Origin of the sequence: Dyella sp. SG562 (assembly GCF_011759495.1) — a bacterium.
Taxonomy (GTDB): Bacteria; Pseudomonadota; Gammaproteobacteria; order Xanthomonadales; family Rhodanobacteraceae; genus Dyella_D; species Dyella_D marensis.
The window spans coordinates 180032-194474 of the sequence record NZ_JAAOYS010000007.1 but is presented as its reverse complement, the minus strand read 5'-3'; the positions used below and the strand labels follow the sequence as shown (position 1 = coordinate 194474).

Below are 14443 nucleotides of genomic sequence, written 5' to 3'. Positions count from 1 at the left end.
GCGGCGGACGGCGCCGCCAACCTTCGTTTCCGCTCGTGCGCGTTCGCTGCTCATCCCCGCGTCCGCATCACTTCAGATAATCGAACAGCGTGGATGACTGCACCTTGGTGTAGGTCATCTGCGCGGCCTGCAGCGCGGTGTTCTGCAGATTGAGCTTGCTGATGGCGTCGTAGTAGTCCAGGTCCTGCACGTCGCTCAGCGCCCCCTGGTACTGCAGCGACAGGTCGCCGTTGAGCGACTGCTGCTGGTCCAGCGCATTCATGCGTCCGCCGATGGCGGCGCGCGTCTGGGTGACGGTGTCGATGGCCTGGTCGAGGTTGGAGAACTGCGCATTGAGCGCGTTCTTCATCGCCGGCCCGCCCCCGGTGGTCTTCAGCGCGCCGATGATGTTGTCCAGCGTGCTGAAGATGTCCTGCTTGCCCGAAGGCCCCACGCTGAAATTGTCGCCCGCCGCCGGCGTGCCGCTGATGCCCACCTGCACGCCGCGGAAGGCCACCACCGCGTTGCCGTCGTCGGCATAGGTGCCGCTGCCGATCACGTTGTTGGAGGCGTCGCGCACCTCATAGGCCGTGGCCGAGGTGAAGGCGATGGTGTAGTTGCCGTTGTCCCACTGCGTGCGGTCGGCCACGCTGATGGTGCCGGCCACCGCGGTGCCGGTATTGGCGGCGCCGGAAGACACCTGAAAAGTGCCGTTGCCGGTGAGGATATTCATGAACACCGCCGAGCCGGGGTCGCCGGTGGCGACCTGCATGCCGGGGCCGGCGGCGACCATGCGCTGGCCTTCGTCGCCGTTGTAGACCACCGCGCCGCCCTGGGCCGAGAACGGCTGCCCGCCGGTGCGGTTGCCGGCGAACAGATAGTCGCCGTTGCCATCCTTGCCGTTGGCCAGGCCCATCAGCTGGGTGCGGATCTGGCTCAGCTCCGCGGCGATGTCGGCGCGGGTCTGGTCGGTCTGCGTGCCGTTGATGCCTTGCAGGACCAGGGTGCGCACGCGGGTCAGCGCGTCCGAAGTGGTCGACAGCGCCTGGTCTTCCAGGCCCAGCCGCGCATTGGCCGAGGTGATGTTGCGCTGGTACTGCGCCACGTCCGCGTCCATGTGGCCCAGTTCCAGCGCGCGCGCCGCGCCCACCGGATCGTCCGAAGGCTGGTTGATGCGCTTGCCGCTGCTGATGCGGTTCTGCAGGTCGGACAGGCTGGCCTGCCCGTCGAGCATGCTGCTGACCGACTGCTGGGCCATCCAGCTGGTGGAGACTCTCATCGGATGCTCCTTCAGTTGCGCACGGCGCTGAGCAGCGCGTCGAAGATCTGGCTGGCGGTGGAGATCACCTGCGCCGAGGCCTGGTAGGCCTGCTGGTAGCGCACCAGGCTGGCGGCCTCCTCGTCGATGTTCACGCCGGACACGCCCTGCTGCGATTGCAGCGCCTGCTGGTACACCGCGTTCTGCGTGGTCAGCGCGTCCTTGGCCAGGGAACCGGCGCTGCCCACCTGGCTGGTCAGCTGCCCGTAGGCGCGGCCCACGCTGGTGGCGCCGTTGTCGAGCACGCCCAGGTTCGCCACCTTGCCCAGCGCCAGCGCGTTGCCGTTGTCGCCGCGCGCATTGCTGTTGGCCTTGAGGGTGAACGTGTCGTTCGCCGCGGGCGTGCCGTTGAGGGTGAGGCTCCAGCCGTTGGCATTGATCGGCTGGCCGGGCGTATACGTCTGCGCCGCGCCGCCATTGATGGTGTAGCTGGTCGGCGAGGTGAACACGATATTCGCCGTGCCGAGCAGGCCCGCATTGGACGGATCGGTGACCGCGATGCCGCCGATGCTGCCGCTGCCCGTGTTGGCCGCGCCGGCCGAGCCGGCCAGCGGCGCCGCGGCGGCGATCTTGTTCGGGTCGGTGATGGCCGCGCCGAAACCCGCCGCGGCCGCGGCGGTGGGGCGCACCTGGAAGCTGTCGCCGGCGCTCGGAGCGCCGCCCACCACCAGGCTCAGGCCATCGGCCTTGAACGGATCGGCGGCGGTGCCGGTGCCGGTCATCGCCACCGCGTTGCCCGCCGTGTCGCGCAGGCTCCAGGCGCTTCCGTCGTAGCGCAGCACGTAGTCCTTGGTGGTCAGCGCACCGACGTCGGAGATGCTGGCGCCCACCGTGCCCGTGCCCTGGTTGGCCGAGCTGATCTGCACCTGCGGCGCGCCGACGTTGAAGAAGGCGCCGCCCATAGTGCCGTTGAGGTCCATGCCCTGCGCATGCTGGGCATTGAAGGCGCTGGCCATCGCCACCGCGGCGCGGCCGAGCTGGTTCTGCGCGGGGTCCAGCACCTGGCTGCGGAAATCCAGCAGCGCGCCGAGCGAACCGCCGCCGACCTGGCCGGTGATCACGCTGCCGCTGTCCTTGCCGACGATCTCCAGCCGTGTCGGATCGTATTGATTCGGCGCGGTGGCCAGCGCGTAGGCATTGGAGCCGTTGACCAGCGCCTGGCCGTTGCCGACGAACAGGCTCACCGTGTGGTCGTCCTGCTGCACCACGCTGACGCCCACTTCGCCGGAGACTTTCTTGATCAGCGCATCGCGCTGGTCGAGCAGGTCCGACGGCTCACCCTTGCCGCCGGCATAGGCGGTGCGGATCTGTTCGTTGAGCTTGGCGATGGAAGCGCTGTCGCTGTTGATCGAGTCGACCGTGTCGCTGATCTGGCGCTGCACCTGGGTGTTCAACTGGTTGAACTGGCCGGACAACGCCTGGAAGGTGCTGCCCAGCGCATTGGCGCGGGCCAGCAGCACGCCGCGCGCGGCCGAGTCGGCCGGCGCGTTGGAGACGTCGCCCAGCGCGCCGTAGAACGCGTCCAGCGAGGTCTGCAGGTTGGTGCTGCCGGACAGCTGGTTGTTGATCTGCCCGGTCAGGCTCTGGTACGTGGCCGCGCGGCTCTGGTCCGACGAGGCGGTCCACAGCGCGATATTGAGGTACTGGCTGTAGGCGCGCTGCACCGCCACCGTATTGACGCCGGTGCCGACGTAGAAATTGCCCAGCTGCTGCGCCTGCCGCGCGTTGAACTGCACGGTCTGGCGGCTGTAGCCGTCGGTGTTGACGTTGGCCACGTTGTGGCTGACGGTGCTGAGGCCGATCTGCGAGGCCAGCAGGCCCGAGACGCCGGTGGAGAGCAGGTCAGCCATGGTGGGCGGTCCTTGTAGCGGTACGTGTCATAGGGAATGGGGAGCACGTCATGGCGACTGTGACGGCAAACCGTCGCCCGACTTGAGCGCGGCCAGCGCATCCAGCCCCTTGCGCATTTCCGGGCTGTTGGCGATCGCCTCGAGCTTGGCCGCGTAGGCCGGGTCGGTGGCATAGCCGCCGTGCGCCAGCGCCCTGGCGAAACCCTTGATGTCCTCGCCCTTGCCGATGGCATTGGCGTAGCGTGGGTTGTTGGCCAGCACGTCGGCGTAGTCGGAGAACGAATCGCCCGGGTTGCCGTAGGCGCGGAACTGGTCGCGCTTGCGCACCGCCACGCCGCCTTCGTATTCCAGCGTGGGCACGCTGACCTTGTCGCCGTCCCAGCTGCGCCCGGCCTTCATGCCGAACAGGTTGTTGCTGCTGCTGCCGTCGTGGTGCGCGGGCAGATGCTTGCCCCAGCCGGTTTCCAGCGCCGCCTGGGCCAGCAGCGCGCGCACCGACACGCCGAGCTTCTTCGCCGCGGCTTCCGCATGCGGCGCCAGCGCCTGCACGAAGTTCACCGCGTCGCCGGTGCCCGGCATCCACTCGGCCACCTTGCCAGCGACCTTGCCGGCACCGTGCGCGAGCTGGTCCAGCGTGCTTTGCCAGCTCGATGCGGCATCGGCGGAGGCATCGGTGCTGCCGCTGTCCTTGCCGCCATCTTTGCCGCCGAGCTGGCGCATCAGCATCTGCGCGATCCCCAGGCCATGGCCGCCGTTGGACAGGCTCAATGACAACTGGTGATCGAACAGATCGCGGTAGGCATTGCCCTGCTCGCTGTCGCCGATGCCGCCGCCGGGGCTGGCCTCGCGCATCGACTTCAGCATCATCTGGGTAAAGATCGCTTCGAACTGCCTGGCGACCTGCGGCAATGCCGACTTGCCGTCGCCAGCCGCCTGCGCGCGCAGCTGCTGGAAGCCCGAGAGCTCCGTCCAGGTATTGAGCGCGCCGTTGGCCGCGCCGATGATGCCGCCGTCGCCGACGGCCATCTCAGATCACCACCAGTTCGGCGCGCAGCGCGCCGGCCTGCTTGAGCGCCTGCAGGATCGAGATCAGGTCGGTCGGCGAAGCGCCCACCTGGTTCACCGCGCGCACGATCGTGTCCAGGCTGGCGCCGGGACCGAACTTGAACATGTGCCCGCCGTCCTCGCTGACCTGCACGCTGCTGCTGGGCACCACCACGGTCTGGCCGCCGCGGCTGAACGGCGCCGGCTGGCTGACCTGCGGCTGCTCGCTGATGGTGACCTGGATGGAACCGTGCGCCACCGCGGCGGCACTGACCTTGACGTCCGAACCGATCACCACGGTGCCGGTGCGCGAATTGACCACCACGCGCGCCGGCGCGTCGCCGGGCTGCACCTCCAGCGCCTGGATCATGCCCAGCCATGACACGCGCTGCGCCGGATCGGCCGGCCCGCGCACCGCCACCGAGCCGCCGTCCACCGCCTGGGCGGTGCCGGCGCCATAGGCGCGATTCACCGCTTCGGCAACGCGCGCGGCGGTGGTGAAGTCCGGCGTATTGAGATTGAGCACCAGGTCGCCGCCCTGCCCGAACGAGGACGCCACGCTGCGCTCCACCGTCGCGCCGTTCGGCACGCGGCCGCTGGCCGAGATATTCACCTGTACACTGGAACCGCTCTTGCCCTGCGCGCTGATGCCGCCGACCACCACGCTGCCCTGCGCCATCGCATACACATTGCCGTCGGCGCCGCGCAACGGCGTCATCAGCAGCTCGCCGCCGCGGATGCTCTTGGCATTGCCGATCGAAGCCACCGTCACGTCGATCGCCTGCCCCGGCTTGGCGAACGGCGGCAACTGCGCCGTCACCGTCACCGCCGCCGCATTCTTCAGCTGCGGCCGCACATTCGCCGGCACCGTGATGCCGAACTGCTGCAGCATGTTTTCCAGGCTCTGCGTGGTGAACGGCGCCTGGGTGGTCTGGTCGCCGCTGCCATCGAGGCCGACTACCAGGCCGTAGCCGATGAGCTGATTGGTGCGCACGCCGGCTACTTGGGCGAGGTCGCGGATCTTGTCGGCGTGTGCGGAAGCGACGCACAGCAGCAGTACAAGGAAAAGAATGACGCGTGAGCGCATACGACCCAACCAAGGCCTAGAGACCAGCCCCCTCTCCCCTCCGGGGAGAGGGTTGGGGTGAGGGGCCGGGCGGAGCGAAGCGTCGAAGGCTTGCTCAAGCCCCTTACGCGAACGCCTGGCACCGATCAATGCAGTCGCGAGCACCCGCCCCTCACCCCGGCCCTCTCCCCCGTTTACAAATTTTGTGTACGGGGGAGAGGGGGAAAAGCGCGCTGTCGTATTCATCAGAACGGCATCCACTTGGAGCTGAAGAATCGCGACAGCCAGCCCTGCGTATTCGCATCCGCCAGCGTGCCGCGTCCCGTATAGCCAATGCGCGCATCCGCCACGCGCGTCGACGGCACGCTGTTGTCCTGCCCGATATCCTGCGGCCGCACGATGCCGGAGATACGCACCAGCTCCTGCCCCTGGTTGATCGTCAACCACTTCTCACCGCGCACCAGCAGATTGCCATTGGACAGCCTCTGCGCCACGGTCACCGTGATCGAGCCCGTAAGCTGATTGCTCTGGCTGCTGTTGCCGCTGCCGTCGAAGCTGCGGTCGCCGTCGGTGCCGAAGCTGACATCCTTGCCGCCGATGCTGACCGGGCGGCCCAGGAAGGTGGGCGCGGCGAGGTTGCTCTTGTCCTTCTTGCTGGTGCTGGTCGAGGCTTTCTTGCTGGCCTGCGTGCTCTCCACCAGCGAGATGGTGAGGATGTCGCCCACGCGGTGCGCGCGCGGGTCATTGAACAGCTCCATGTTCTGCGCTTCGTGATAGATCGAGCCATCCGCGGCCGGCGGCGCCACCGGTTCCTGCGGCGGCGTGGCGGCCCAGGCGGCATCGTCGCCGCGCGGCGCGGGCATGGCGCAACCGGCGAGCTGGGCCAGGGCGATGAGCGCGCCGCACAGGCGCAGGCGACGGAAGTTCGACATGGCCTTGGCTCAGGTCTTGTTGGTGAGGAACTGCAGCATCGAATCCGCGGCGGAGATCGCCTTGGAATTCATCTCGTAGGTGCGCTGCGTTTCGATCATGTCCACCATCTGCTCGACCACGTTGACGTTCGAGCTTTCCAGCGAACCTTGCGTGACCGTGCCCAGGCCGTTGAGGCCGGGCTGGCCGATCTGCGGCGCGCCGCTGGAGGCGGTTTCCAGATAAAGGTTGTCGCCGCTCGGCTGCAGGCCGGCGGGGTTGATGAAGTCGGCCAGCTGCACCGTGCCGATGGTCTGCGGCGCGGCCTGGCCCGGCAGGGTGGCGCTGACGGTGCCGTCGGTGCCGATGGTCACGCTCTGCGCGTTCTGCGGAACCACGATGGCCGGATCGAGCTGATAGCCCGACGCGGTGACCAGCTGGCCGTTCTGGTCCAGGTGCAGCGAGCCGTCGCGCGTGTACGCCACGGTGCCGTCGGGCTGGGTCACCTGCAGGAAGCCGCGGCCCTGGATGGCCAGGTCCAGCGCGTTGCCGGTCTGCTGCGGATTGCCCTGGGTGAACAGCTTCTCGCTGCCGACCACGCGCACGCCGGTGCCCAGCATCAGGCCGGACGGCGACTGCGTCTGCTCGGTGGTCTGGCCGCCGGGCTGGCGCACGTTCTGGTACATCAGGTCCTGGAACGAGGCGCGCGAGCTCTTGAAGCCGGTGGTATTGGCATTGGCCAGGTTGTTGGAAATCACGTCCATGCGCGTCTGCTGCGCATCGAGACCGGTCTTGGCGACCCACAGGGAAGAAAACATTGCTTCGCTCTCCGCGCGGCGCGTGCCGCTTGCAGGAAAAAAATCAGCCCACTTGCAGCAGGCGCGTGGCCGACTGCGCGTTGTCGTCGGCGGTGCGGATCGAACGCACCTGCAGTTCGTACTGGCGCGACAGCTGGATCATCTGCACCAGCGTCTGCGACGGATTCACATTGCTCGATTCCAGTGCGCCGGCCTTCACCGTCACCGCCGGGTCGGCCTGCGCGGTGCCGCCGTTGGCCAGGTGCATCAGGCCGTCGTCGCCCTGCTGCAATTGATCGGCCGCGGGATTGACCAGCTTCAGCTTGCCGATCACCGAGGACGTGTCCGGCCCCTGCCCTTTCGGCACCACCGAGATGGTGCCGTCGGCGCCGATGCTGACCTGGGTGGCGTCCGGCACGGTGATCGGGCCGCCGTCGCCCAGCACCGGATTGCCGCGTGCGTCGGTGAGCAGGCCGTCGGCGGTGAGCTGCAGCTGGCCGGCGCGCGTATAGCCTTCGCCGCCGTCGGCGCCCTGCACCGCCATCCAGCCGTCGCCCTGCACCGCCACGTCGAGCGGGCGGCCGGTATCCATCTGCGCGCCGGCGTGCATGTCCAGGCCGATGCCCTGCGCCACGCCGTTGATGCGCGAGTTCATGCCCTGGCCCTGCACGGGCAGCGGCTTGAACGCCGACATCTGCGCCTTGAAACCGACCGTGTCGGCATTGGCCAGGTTGTGCGCCACCTCGGTCTGCGCACGCATCATCTGCGTGGCGCCGGTCATGGCTACATAGACGGAACGGTCCATGGTGGTTCTCGCGATTCGATGCGTGGGCTTTGCGTGTCGTTGCGGCTGATGCCGCAACGACACGGCACTTTTCACTGGACCCCGGCCTTCGCCGGGGTGACGCGCTATGCGCGTCAGTTGCGGATGTTGATGATGGTCTGGGTCAGCTTGTCGTCGGTGGAGATCACCTGCGCATTCGCCTGGTAGTTGCGCTGCGCCTTGATCATGTTCACCAGCTGCGCGGTGAGGTCGGCGGTGTTGGACGCTTCCAGCGCGCCGGACTGCACGTTGCCGAAGTTGCCGCTGCCGGCCGCGCCCATCACCGGCGTGCCGGAGTCGTACGAGGCGGCCCAGTTGGTGTTGTCCATCTGGCGCAGGCCCTGCGGGTTGGCGAAGTTCGCCAGCGCCAGCTGGCCGAGCGACTGCGACTGGCCGTTGGAGAACTTGGCCTGCACCACGCCGTCGCTGGAAACGTCGATGCTCGACAGCGTGCCGGTGGGATAACCGTCCTGGCTGATCGAGGTCACCGCATAGTTGTTGCCGAACTGGGTGGCCTTGGTCACGTCCAGGGTGATCGCCATCGGGTCGGAGCCCGGACTGGCGCTGATCGCCGGGAAGGTCAGCTTGCCGCCGGCCGGCGTGGCCAGCGCGCCGGTGCTGGTGAAGCTCAGCTGCTGGGTGGCGCCGGTGTCCTTGCCGTCGATGAACAGGTGCGCATCCCAGGTGTTGGCGGTGGCGTTGCGCACGAAGTACACGGTGCCGTTATGCGTGGCGCCGAGCGAATCGTAGGCGGTGAACGGCGTGGCCTGGTTGTAGCTGGTGGCGTCCTTCGGGTCGAAGGCATTGGCCGGCGGAGTGGCATCCGACGGCAGGTTCAGCGCCAGCTGCACGCTGCCGGTGGCCTTGGCCGCGTTCTGCGAGGTGATCAGGCGCAGGTCGGTCATGGTGCTGGTGTCGAAACCGCCGGCATTGTTGGCCGGGAACACCTGCAGGTTCTGCCCGGCGCTGTTCACCACATAGCCGTTGGCGTCCTGGCGGAACGCGCCGGCGCGCGTGTAAGAGAGGCCCTTGCCGTCCTTCAGGGTAAAAAAGCCGTCGCCACTGATGGCGAAATCCAGCGCGTTGTTGGTGTTCTCCACGTTGCCCGCGGTGAACTGCTGCGCCACGTTGGTCAGGCGCACGCCGCTGCCGACCTGGGTGGCGCTCAGGTTCTTGCCGGCCACGCTGTAGAGCTCGGCGAATTCCGCGCGCGACCCCTTGAAGCCGGTGGTGGAGGTATTGGCGATATTGTTGGCGGTGACTTCGAGATCCGACGAGGCCGCCTTCAAGCCGCTCAGTGCGATGTTGAATGCCATGCTGTGCTCCCCTGTGGAGACTGTGTGTGCGGGGCCGCCCGGCCCCCGATATGTCAATCGATGTCAATCGATGCGCGCGACCTGGCCCAGCAGCACGCCGCCGAAACCGGCGACCTGCAGATACGCCCCCTGCTCGCCGGCCATGCCGACGCTGTCGACCTTGCCGCTCACGTAGGCCTGCACCGCGGTGGTGCCCACCTGCGCCTTGATGCCGTAGGTGCCGTTCGGCAGCGGCTGGCCGTTCTCGTCCTTGCCATCCCAATGGAAATCCGCCAGGCCCACGTCGGGCTTGCCCAGGTCGATGGTGCGCACCACGTTGCCGGCGGCATCGACGATCTGCACCGAGGCGGTCTGGCCCGCATCGCCGACATTGATCGCGCCGTCGACGCCCGCCGTGCCCTCGAGCTTGGCGGCGTTGGACGGCACCGTGACGGTGCGCCCCACCAGGTCGCTGGCCTGCAGCAGCTGGTTGCCCTGGAGCGCGGTGCTCAGCGTGTCGAACGAGGTCTGCAGCGACTGCGTGGCCGACACCTGCGCGATCTGCGCCAGCTGGCTCACCATCTGCGAGGAATCCATCGGCTGGGTCGGGTCCTGGTTACGCATCTGCTGGGTGAGCAGGCTGAGGAAATCGGCCTGGCTCAAGGTGCTGCCATTGCTCTTCTTGACCGCCTGCGAGGCGGAAGAGCCGGTGGTGGTATTGATCGCGATATCGGCCATGTCGGGGTTCCGCTTACTTGCCCAGGTCCAGCGTCTTCTGCATGAGCTGACGCGTGCTGTTCATCACCTCGACGTTGTTCTGGTACGAACGCGAGGCGGAAATCATGTTGACCAGCTCGTCCACCGGATTGACGTTGCTGGCGTAGACGTAGCCGTCGCCGTCGGCGAGCGGATTGCCCGGCTCGTAGCGGCTTTCCACCGCGGCCTGGCTTTCGGTGACGCCGAGCACCTGCACGCCCTGCGCGCCTTCCTGCTCCTTCGCGGCGAGATTGCGCTGCACGGTGGCGAACAATGGTTCCTTGGCGCGGTACGCCGCTTCCGGCGAACCGGCGACGCTGTCCGCGTTGGCGATATTGCTGGCCACGGTATTGAGCCGCAGCGACTGCGCGGCCATGCCGGAGCCGGCCACGTCGAAGATCTTGAACAGGGACATCAGCTCTGCCCTCCGGTGATGGCCGTGCGCAGCATGTGGATCTGCGCGGTGATGAAGGACAGGCTGGCCTGGTAGTGCACGCTGTTGGCGGCGAAGTTCGCCTGCTCCACCTGCGTGTCGACGGTGTTGCCGTCCATCGTGGGCTGCAGCGGCACGCGATAAGCGAGCTGCTCATTCGCCTGGCTGGCCGGATCGATGTGTCCGGATTCCGTCGCGGCCAGCGGCAGCTTGCCGTCGCCGCCCGCGCTCATCAGCGCCTGGCGGAAATCCACGTCGCGTGCCTTGTAGTCCGGCGTGTCCGCGTTCGCCAGGTTCCCCGCCAGCACTTCCGCACGCTTCTGCCACAGGCCGAGCGCCTGCGTATGGATGCCGAACAGCTTGTCGTTGATCTGGCTCATGGCCTTGAGACTCCAGGCGGAAACTCCGCGGAGGGACTTGAGCAAGACGCGTGCCATAGGCTCGCGAAGCCTTATGGGGCCTGGGTTTGCGGGGGATCGGCGCGAACTTCGATGGAGCGCCCGTCGGAATTCCGACACCGCCTTGGGAGCATTCCGACTATTGGAAAAATCCTGCCGAACGGCCGCGAGCAATTCCGCACACTGCGCCGCTCATTGATTTCATTCAGGATCGAACGGCGTGTCGGCATCACGAACCTCCCATCATCCAGTACCCAACGCGGATGGCCGTCATCGTCTGCTGTCGCGCTATTCCCCCCTCGCGCTGGCCCTGGCCTGCGGCCTCGCGCATACCGGCACGGCGCTCGCGCAGACCGCGCAACCGGCGCAGGACGGCCAGGAAACCGAGCGCCGCCTGCGCCGCGAACTGGAACGCACGCAGGACGAAGTCGAACAGAACAGCCGTGCGCTCAACGGCAGCAAGGCACGCAAGCACGCCCCCTTCGCGCCGCCGCAGGAAGCCGGCTGCGTCGCTGTGACCGACGTGGGCTGGAGCGGCATCCTGCCGTTCCCGTGGCTGCCGGGCGCCGTCGCACCGCGCGGCATGTGCCTGGGTCCGGAAGGCCTCAAAGCCCTGCAGCGCTATCTCACCGGCCAGCTGATCGAGCGCGGCTACGTGACCAGCACGGTGCAGATTCCGGAGCAGGGCCTGGCCGAAGGCCGGCTCGATATCCGCGTGATTCCCGGCCGCGTCGGCAAGCTGCTCGACAAGGCCACCGGCCAGCCGCTGCAGGCACGCAACTCCTTCCCGATGCGCGAAGGCGATGTGCTCAACCTGCGCGACCTCGACCAGGCGCTGGAGAACCTGCGCCGCACACCCGGCCAGGCCGGCGCGACGCTTACGCTGACGCCCGGCGACGAGCTCGGCACCAGCGACATCACCGTCGACCGCAACCGCAGCAAGGATCGCTGGCATGCCGTGCTCACCGCCGACAATGGCGGCCAGGACGCCACCGGCCAGAACCAGCTCGGCCTGATCGGAATTGTGGACGCGCCGCTGGACCGCGACGATCTGTTGCTGCTGACCTACAGCAACAACATGAATATCCGCAATGACGAGCAGAAATCGCGCGGCCTCGGCCTCAGCTGGTCGATGCCGGTCGGCTATTGGAACGTTTCGCTCGGCGCCAATACTTCGTATTCGAAGCAGACGCTCGACGCCCAGGAGTACGGCAAGTTCCCCTACACCAGCAAGACCAATTCGATGCAGCTGGGCGTGGATCGGGTGGTGAACCGCAACTCCAACAGCCGCGGCACGGTCAAGCTGCAGCTCAGCCGCCTGACGGATTCCAGCAGCGTCGCCGGCGAACAGGTGGCGGTGCAGCGGCGCGACATCACCGGCTACGGCATCGGCTACGAATACCTGCGTTTCATCGGCCAGACTTCGCTGCAAGCCAACATCGGCCTGCGCGGCAGCCTGCCGGGCCTGTCCGCGCGTCCCGGCTATGTGGTCGGCCGCACCAGCTGGAACGGCAGCTATCGCCTGGGCACGGCCAGCCTCGACGTGAACGCGCCTTTCGCCATCGGCGGCGAACGCTTCACCTACGAAGGCAACCTCTCCGGCCAGCATGCCTTCACCCCGCTGCCGGGGACCGAGTACCTGTCGATCAACAGCCGCTATTCGGTGCGCGGCTTCGATGGCCGCTATGTGTTCACCGGCGAGAACGGCTGGGTTTCGCACAACAACGTGGTGTGGAACAGCCGCGGCAAGCTGGGCAATCCCTATGTCGGCGTGGATGCCGCGCGGCTCAGCGGGCCGTCGCTGGCCGACCGCGGCGCCCAGCGCTTCAGCAGCGTGAGCCTGGGCCTGCGCGGACAGGTCGCGCGCTTCGGCTACGACGTGTCGGTGGGACGCGTGCTAAGCAAACCGAAGGCAGTGCCCGACGGCGGCTTCAACGTGTCGCTGCGCATGACCGCGCGCTTCTGAGCGCCGGATCTGTTCGTCGCCGGCCGCAGTGGTCGGCGCGGTATTCCGGTGCGCCAGGGAAAGGTTGCCGGTACAGGGGATCTTCAAACACAAGGCATTGCAATGTCCAAATCAAGCAAGAAGAAACCGGGTCGCCGCGAGCTGTACGCGGCGATCGCGCTGGTGCTGCCGATAGGTGGCGCCATGGCATCGGCGCCCGACGGCACCCAGGCCCCGGTGGTCGATATCGCCGCACCGAACAGCGCCGGCGTATCGCACAACCAGTTCGCCCAGTTCGATGTCGGCACCCAGGGCAAAGTGCTCAACAACAGCCAGAATGGCGCGCACACCGAGCTGGCCGGCACTATCGCCGGCAACGCGAATCTGACCAATGGCGCCGCCTCGGTGATCATCGCCGAGGTCACCGGCAGTGCCGCATCGCAGCTCAACGGTGCTCTGGAAATCGGCGGCCAGAAGGCTGCCCTGATCGTCGCCAATCCCAATGGCATCAATGCCAACGGCGCCAGCTTCATCAACGCTTCGCGCGTCACGCTCACCACCGGCACGCCGCAGCTCAACGCTCAGGGCCAAGTGGCTTCGATCGATGTGGCCAAGGGCGTCATCAACGTCGCCGGCACGGGCATCGATGCCCGTGGCGTCGAGATGGCGGACCTGATGGCGCGCAGCATCGCGCTGAATGCCGAATTGCAGGCCAAGCAGCTGCGCGTGGTCACCGGCCACAACCGCGTGAGTTATGGCAGCAATGGCAACTCGATCGTCACCACTGATATCGCTGGCACGGGAACGGCTCCGACCGTGGCCCTGGACGTGGGCTCGATGGGCAGCATGTACGCCAATGCGATTCGCATGCAGGGCACGGAAACCGGTGTAGGCGTGAATATCGCCGGCAAGGTCAAAGCCATCGACTCGGTCAACCTGACCAGCGGCGGCAACATGCATGTCCTGGAGGGCGGCAAAGTGATGTCGGATCACGACATTCATCTGGCCGTGGCTACCTCGCTGACCAACGACGGCATCATCGCCGCCAAGCGCGATATCCATGCCGAGGGTCAGAGCTTCCTGTCCACCGGCAACGCCTGGTTCGCGGCGGGGCGCAATGTCAACAGGCGGTTCAGTTCGTCCTCCGACGAGGGCAATAACGGTGTGCGGCCGGACGATGTGCCGGGTCGCAACTCGTGGGTGGAGCCGCCCGCCGAACAGCCGCCGGTACAGCAGCCGCCCGCCGAACAGCCGCCGGTTCAGCAGCCGCCCGCCGAACAACCGCCGGTTCAGCAGCCGCCCGTCGAACAGCCGCCGGTACAGCAGCCGCCCGCCGAACAGCCGCCGGTTCAGCAGCCGCCCGCCGAACAGCCGCCGGTACAGCAGCCGCCCGCCGAACAGCCGCCGGTTCAGCAGCCGCCCGCCGAGCAGCCGCCGGTTCAGCAGCCGCCCGCCGAACAGCCGCCGGTTCAGCAGCCGCCAGTCGAACAGCCGCCGGCCCACAAGCCGGTGGCTCAGCAGCCCACGATCGAACAGATCATCCTGGGCCAGCTGCTGGACATGCTCTACGGCCGTCCGTCGTACGGGTACGCGCCGTGGGCCTTCCCGGCCATCGGCTTCGCGCCGTGGAGCCAGCCGTCCTACGGCTATTCGCCGTGGATGCCGCAGGTCTTCCGTCCGCGCCCGGTGTTCTCGCCGTGGCGCCCGATGGCCTATGGCTATGGCCGCCCGCACTGGCGTTAAAGCGCTGAGCAACGGCAACTGATCCGGATAGCGCGGATCGGCGCCGGAACGACGAAGAACGGCCGGAGTGCAGACTCCGGCCGTTTT

Annotated in this window: 13 protein-coding genes; 2 read left to right on the top strand and 11 right to left on the bottom strand. The window is 67.4% G+C overall.

Translation table 11 applies throughout. The annotated features are described in order from the left end of the window. Nucleotides 1-67: 67 nt before the first annotated feature. The 11 genes from flgL to flgB form a co-directional block, all read right to left on the bottom strand. Entirely contained in the window at nt 68-1258 is a 1191-nt protein-coding gene (flgL, locus tag FHW84_RS14560) for a flagellar hook-associated protein FlgL (RefSeq protein ID WP_167256693.1), read from the bottom strand. Between the two features lie 11 nt (nt 1259-1269). Further along, complete coding sequence (gene flgK, locus FHW84_RS14555; RefSeq protein WP_167256692.1) at nt 1270-3147, bottom strand: flagellar hook-associated protein FlgK; 1878 nt, start codon at nt 3145-3147, stop codon at nt 1270-1272. A 48-nt stretch (nt 3148-3195) separates the two neighbouring features. Continuing rightward, nucleotides 3196-4173: a flagellar assembly peptidoglycan hydrolase FlgJ gene (gene flgJ, locus FHW84_RS14550; protein ID WP_167256691.1), complete on the bottom strand. Its 978-nt coding sequence runs from the start codon at nt 4171-4173 to the stop codon at nt 3196-3198. 1 nt (nt 4174) lies between these two features. Continuing rightward, a complete protein-coding gene (locus FHW84_RS14545) occupies nt 4175-5278 on the bottom strand; it encodes a flagellar basal body P-ring protein FlgI (RefSeq protein ID WP_167256690.1) in 1104 nt (367 codons plus the stop codon). Nucleotides 5279-5502: 224 nt separating this feature from the next. Then, nucleotides 5503-6189, bottom strand: coding sequence for a flagellar basal body L-ring protein FlgH (gene flgH / locus FHW84_RS14540; protein ID WP_167256689.1), 687 nt, complete (start codon nt 6187-6189; stop codon nt 5503-5505). A 9-nt stretch (nt 6190-6198) separates the two neighbouring features. Next, on the bottom strand, nt 6199-6984 hold the full coding sequence (flgG, locus tag FHW84_RS14535) for a flagellar basal-body rod protein FlgG (RefSeq protein ID WP_167256688.1): 786 nt from the start codon (nt 6982-6984) through the stop codon (nt 6199-6201). A 43-nt stretch (nt 6985-7027) separates the two neighbouring features. Further along, entirely contained in the window at nt 7028-7768 is a 741-nt protein-coding gene (flgF, locus tag FHW84_RS14530; protein ID WP_167256687.1) for a flagellar basal-body rod protein FlgF, read from the bottom strand. 113 nt (nt 7769-7881) lie between these two features. Continuing rightward, nucleotides 7882-9102, bottom strand: coding sequence for a flagellar hook protein FlgE (gene flgE / locus FHW84_RS14525; protein WP_167256686.1), 1221 nt, complete (start codon nt 9100-9102; stop codon nt 7882-7884). 63 nt (nt 9103-9165) lie between these two features. Then, a complete protein-coding gene (locus FHW84_RS14520) occupies nt 9166-9819 on the bottom strand; it encodes a flagellar hook capping FlgD N-terminal domain-containing protein (RefSeq protein ID WP_167256685.1) in 654 nt (217 codons plus the stop codon). 13 nt (nt 9820-9832) lie between these two features. Beyond that, nucleotides 9833-10252 carry a flagellar basal body rod protein FlgC gene (flgC, locus tag FHW84_RS14515; RefSeq protein ID WP_167256684.1) on the bottom strand — a complete coding sequence of 140 codons (420 nt, stop codon included), beginning with the start codon at nt 10250-10252 and terminating at the stop codon, nt 9833-9835. Further along, nucleotides 10252-10650, bottom strand: coding sequence for a flagellar basal body rod protein FlgB (gene flgB, locus FHW84_RS14510; protein WP_167256683.1), 399 nt, complete (start codon nt 10648-10650; stop codon nt 10252-10254). The genes flgC and flgB overlap by 1 nt, the downstream gene beginning before the upstream one ends. A 238-nt stretch (nt 10651-10888) precedes the next feature. Here flgB and FHW84_RS14505 point away from each other — a divergent pair, with 238 nt between their 5' ends. After that, entirely contained in the window at nt 10889-12634 is a 1746-nt protein-coding gene (locus FHW84_RS14505) for a ShlB/FhaC/HecB family hemolysin secretion/activation protein (RefSeq protein WP_167256682.1), read from the top strand. Between the two features lie 102 nt (nt 12635-12736). Then, nucleotides 12737-14356, top strand: a complete 1620-nt coding sequence (locus FHW84_RS14500; protein ID WP_167256681.1) for a filamentous hemagglutinin N-terminal domain-containing protein — start codon at nt 12737-12739, stop codon at nt 14354-14356. Nucleotides 14357-14443 lie beyond the last annotated feature (87 nt).